The sequence below is a fragment of the Candidatus Thermokryptus mobilis genome, from assembly GCF_900070205.1.
Lineage (GTDB): Bacteria > Bacteroidota > Ignavibacteria > Kryptoniales > Kryptoniaceae > Kryptonium > Kryptonium mobile.
In genome coordinates this window covers 95,231-100,428 of record NZ_FAOO01000001.1, presented here as the reverse complement: position 1 = coordinate 100,428, position 5,198 = coordinate 95,231, and the positions used below count along the sequence as shown (strand labels likewise).

Genomic DNA, 5,198 nt, shown 5'->3' with positions numbered 1-5,198 from the left:
GGCTCGCTAAGTATTTCCTTCCGATTTTTTTAATCTTATCTATTCATTTTCTTTTCTCGCAGGGTAGCGGGACTTATACCGCATCTTTAACTGGTAAGGTTTTTGACAATGAAGGGAAACCGATACCAGATGTTGAAATTGTAGTAAGAAATGTTGAGACCGGGTATATTCGTGGCGGAATTACGACGGCTTCAGGAATTTATAATGTTTTATCTTTGCCACCGGGAACCTATGAGGTTAACGCTCTTCATGTTGCTTATGGTAAGCAGACAAAAATTATTGAACTGGGGGTTGGTGAAAGAGTTACGGTTAATTTTACACTCGTCCCAAGGGAGATTCAAATTGGTGAGGTTGTTGTAACTGCTGAAGCGCTTGAATATGAGGTAAAGAAGACGGAACTTTCAGTTCCGTTGAGACCGCAACAAATTGCTACATTGCCAGTTAACACCAGAAACTTTCTTGAGCTCATGGCACTTGTTCCCGGAATGAAACCAATAGGAGCGACATTTGGAAGTGGCGCTTTGCAACCGACTTGGGTTGGATTTTATTTTGAAGGAACAGAATATAAGAATGAAATAGTTGAAGGTGGTTTAGCCGGGCAATTTTTAAGCCCTGGGAATCCGTTTCCGCTTGATGCTGTTAAGGAAGCAAGAGTTATAACTCAACTTTACAAAGCGGAATATTCAAAGGCAGCTGGAGGTGTCGTCTCTGCTGTTTCAAAGACGGGAACTAATGAATTTCATGGGACGGCATTTATAACCTATCGTGATAAGTCGCTTAATGCACTTGGAGTTTTTGAAAAGGAAAAACCAGGGTTTAAGCGTCGTCAAACAGGTGTCAGTTTAGGGGGTCCAATAATAAGAGATAAACTTCATTTCTTTGTCTCTTATGAGGGGACTTTCACCGACAGATTTGCAACCGTTGTTGTGCCACCACTTTTCGCTCAGTATGCGGGAACATATAAAGTTCCATTTAGTGGTCATCTTGGACTTGGGAGATTAACTTTCCAGCCTGTTCAGAATCATTTCCTTGATTTCACATGGTATGGAAGGTTTGATAGAAACTATCTTGGGATAGGTGGAGGAAGCGCATATGAGAGAGGTAGACTTTTCTACAATAGGGTTTACAATTATGTTTTGAAGCATCAGTATATTATCTCACCGACCCTTATGAACGAGGCAAGATTGAACTTCCAGCGTTATAACTGGGAAATTGCAAATATCGCACCATTTCCAACCCCTGGGAGGATTTATCCAAGCGCGTTCATTGGAGGATTTTCACATGCACCGCAGAATTGGTTCCAAGACAGATACGCTTTTTATAATGATATAACATACACGAGGGAAAACCATGTGATCAAGGGTGGCTTTTTCATTCAGCGATTGAGATATGAAGCAAATCAGAAACTTTATCTTTATCCTCAATTTTATTTCTTGCGCGATACGAGCACGACACCATATCAAGCGAGAGTTGGGGTTGGCGTCCCAACGGTTGAAAAATGGAACACGCAATTTGGAATTTATATCCAAGACGATTGGACTGTTACACCTTATTTGACCTTGAATTTAGGAATAAGGTGGGATTATGAGACAAACATGATAAACAATGATTTTGCTGTTCCCGATACGATAAGAAGGGATCTCATTCAGTTCTTTGGTGAGAAATACTTCTCAAGAGGAAAAGATAGGAAACCATATTGGAAAGCGTTTCAACCTAGGGTTGGCGTTTCATACGATATAAGCAGGAAGGGTGAAACGGTTATTTTCGGTGGAGCAGGTATTTACTATGATAGGCATGTTTGGAATGTTGCTTCTGATGAAATTTTGAGATACACTTGGAAGGTTTATTACCTTGATTTTGGTCCTGACAGAATTCAATGGGATGATAGATATTATAGCCGAGATGAGTTGCTTAATTTGATTTCGCAAGGGAGAGTTCCAGCTCCAGAGATATTCTTAATACCAAACGATTTGAAACCACCGATGACAATTCAATACAGCGTCGGTTTGAGGCAGAGATTTGGTGAGGTGCTTGTGAGTTTAAGTTATACAGGTGTTCGCGGATATAATGAGATAACGACTTATAATGCAAATGCAAAGCAAAGGTTAACGGCGAAATATGGACCGATTCAAGTTTGGACGGATGCTGGCAATTCTTGGTATGACGCCATATACTTTACATTTGATAAACCATATAAGCCCGGTTCTTGGGGGTTGAACATTGCTTATACATTGTCTTGGACATATGATGAATTTGATAATACGATTTATTACGGTTACCTTTATTATACGAACCTTGATATGTTGAAGAAAGCACCATCAACGCTTGATGAGAGGCATAGGATTTCAATAAGTAGCACTTTTGATTTGCCATTTGGATTTAAGATAAGCGGTTGGGGAACGTTTGCAACCGGTAGACCTTATCTTGTTTTCACTGGGACTGATGACAATAATGATGGTGTTCTTGGGAATGATTATCCCGCTGGGCTTGGACGAAATGCTGGAAGAGTCCCAGGACAAAGATTTATTTTCAAGTATGTCTTCGCTGAAAGAAACTTTAATTTGCGTCTTTCAAAGGACTTTTCATATCGTGGCGTTACCTTAACGCTTATGCTTGAGGCATTCAATGTGTTTAACTGGACAAATTTTGGTGGCTATGTTGGGAATATGAAATCCGTTTTATTTGGTAAGCCGACGACCGCTGGTGATAAAAGGCAGATACAACTTGGTATGAGGGTGAGCTTTTAAGTGAATTTTTAAAATAGGCGAAAAAGTGCAACAAAGTACTTGACTTGATTTTTTGAAATTATTATATTAAAGGTGCATAATCATCCCCGATTCCTTTCCCGCCGAGATCGCTGGCGTGTGTCCCCGAGCGCCAGCGGTCTTTTTTTATTTTAAAGCAAAAAACCCCGAGAAAACTCGGGGTTTTGTTTTTTAACTCGCTGAAATTTCTTTATCCAATGCGGTAGTTTGAAAGTTCTCGCCTTATCCCAGGTTGAATAGCTGTGGCTGGCGTTTCATGCTTTACTGGTCCAATCCCAGGGGATAGCCAAATGTAATTTTTTGAGGTGAAAGTCCCAACAGTTACCCCTCCGATACTTGCAGAACCCGCTACATTTGCCTCAAATTTATAAGCGACGAATTTTCCCAATGGAGTTTGGATCTCCTCCTTTAACGCAATGTTGCCGGTGATGTTTACTCTTATATTCAAAGGTAATTGTTGTCCACCTGTGGTTACAATTATCGTCGTGTCAAGATTTAAAATAGTGTATGGCTCGTTCAAAATTCCTGTTGTTTTTATAAATGGAACCCATCTTTTGTAGACAAACCCTGGGATTGAAACCGTATTTGTCAAGTCAATCCAAGCATAAAGATAGTCACCTTCAAGATAGATGAGAAGAGTGTCAATTTCGGTTCCGCGTTGATATTTAAGTGAATCAATAACAACGAATGGATTCTTGCCTTCAAATTGAATCTGACCAACGATGGTCGTTGAGGAATTAAATTCAGTGCCGGAGATTTTGTTCCCAGCGGTATCTATTTGATATCCGGTGTAAAACCATGCGTTACCGGTTCTAAGAGGGAAAAGATTTTGTGGAATTGTTTCAATTGGGCTTATCGTTTCCTTTTTGCAACTTGAAAAAAGAAGAAAAACAAGCAACAATAGTGAAGTTATAATTTTGGGTTTCATAGTTTAATCAAATTTTAGTGAATCAATTATTGACTTAACCCTTGATGCTGAGGCATGCAGTGCTTGTTTTTCCTCATCTGTTAATTTGAGTTCAATTATCTCCTCAACGCCTTTTCTTCCGAGTTTCACTGGAACGCCAACGAAAACATCGTTTAACCCATATTCCCCTTGAAGCAAAACTGAACAAGGCAGAATTCTTTTCTTGTCTTTCACTATGGATTCAACCATTTCAACTATTGCTGCAGATGGTGCGTAATATGCGCTTCCAGTTTTAAGATAGCTTACGATCTCTGCTCCACCCTCCCTTGTGCGTTTGACAAGCTGGTCAATTTTTTCCTTCGGTAAAAGTTCAGATATTGGGATTCCTGCTACGGTTGTATATCTTACTAGCGGGACCATATCATCACCGTGCCCTCCAAGAACGAATGCGTAAACATCTTCAACTGATACATTTAATTCCATAGCTATAAATGTTCTAAATCTCGCTGTGTCAAGCACACCAGCCATTCCAATTACGCGATGTCTTTCAAATCCGCTAATCCTCCAGGCGGTGTAAGCCATGACATCAAGTGGATTCGTGACGACGATTATAATTGCATTTGGTGATTTTTCAATTGATTTTAAAGTTGCTTCCTTTACGATGCCGAAATTTGTGTTAAGCAGGTCTTCTCTGCTCATCCCCGGCTTACGTGCGACCCCAGCGGTGATTATCACGATGTCTGAATTAGCTGTTTCTTCGTACCCGTTGGTTCCGATTACTTTAACATCAACTCCAGTTATCGGGGTTGATTCGTACATATCAAGTCCCTTCCCTTGCGGAATTCCTTCAATGATGTCAACAAGGACAAGCTCATTTGCGAGCTCATTATCAATTATTCTTTGAGCCGTCGTTGCGCCGACATTTCCAGCGCCGATTATTGTGATTTTCATTTTGAACCTCCAAAAAATTTATTTTTAAAGGTGCTTTAATTCACCCCGTCAACTGGATAAACACTGACCATTTGCTTGTCTTTTGAGACATATTCAAATTTTACGATACCATCAATCTTTGCAAATAAAGTATAGTCCTTTCCCATTCCGACATTTAAACCGGGCTTAAATTTCGTTCCCCGTTGCCTCACGATTATATTGCCGGCTTTAACAAATTCACCACCAAATTTTTTTACTCCAAGCCGTTTTGATTGGCTATCTCTACCATTTTGTGATGAACCACCGCCTTTTTTATGTGCCATGTCTTTTCACCTCCTTTTTATTGTTTTGTTAATGCTTCAACTTTTTGTTCAAGTACAGCAAGGCGTTCGCGAATTTGGATTGCTATTTCTATTTTTTCGTCAAGTCGTTTTATCTCAGCTCTAAACTCATTTTGAAAGGCGTGTGCCTCCGAGCGATATATCTCCAACTTGTCATCAACGCGTTTAATTTCGGCTTTAATTTCATTTTTCAATGATTCAAGTTCAGCCCTAATCTCAGAGTGAAAAAGTTCCGTTTTTTCATCAAGGCGTTTC

At 39.9% G+C, this 5,198-nt stretch carries 4 protein-coding genes and 1 pseudogene; 1 reads left to right on the top strand and 4 read right to left on the bottom strand.

Features of this window, described 5'->3' with window-relative positions:
* Nucleotides 1-2,747, top strand: a 2,747-nt coding sequence (locus tag FKZ43_RS00445; RefSeq protein ID WP_181180187.1) for a TonB-dependent receptor, incomplete at its 5' end; no start/stop codon positions are given.
* A 208-nt stretch (nt 2,748-2,955) separates the two neighbouring features.
* Here FKZ43_RS00445 and FKZ43_RS00440 read toward each other — a convergent pair.
* From FKZ43_RS00440 to FKZ43_RS00425, 4 genes and pseudogenes are all read right to left on the bottom strand, one after another.
* Nucleotides 2,956-3,693, bottom strand: coding sequence for a hypothetical protein (locus tag FKZ43_RS00440; RefSeq protein WP_140943905.1), 738 nt, complete (start codon nt 3,691-3,693; stop codon nt 2,956-2,958).
* 3 nt (nt 3,694-3,696) lie between these two features.
* Nucleotides 3,697-4,623, bottom strand: a complete 927-nt coding sequence (gene mdh, locus FKZ43_RS00435; RefSeq protein ID WP_140943904.1) for a malate dehydrogenase — start codon at nt 4,621-4,623, stop codon at nt 3,697-3,699.
* 35 nt (nt 4,624-4,658) lie between these two features.
* A complete protein-coding gene (rpmA, locus tag FKZ43_RS00430; RefSeq protein WP_140943903.1) occupies nt 4,659-4,925 on the bottom strand; it encodes a 50S ribosomal protein L27 in 267 nt (88 codons plus the stop codon).
* Nucleotides 4,926-4,942: 17 nt separating this feature from the next.
* Nucleotides 4,943-5,198 (bottom strand): annotated as a pseudogene (locus tag FKZ43_RS00425) (hypothetical protein); the annotation flags it as partial.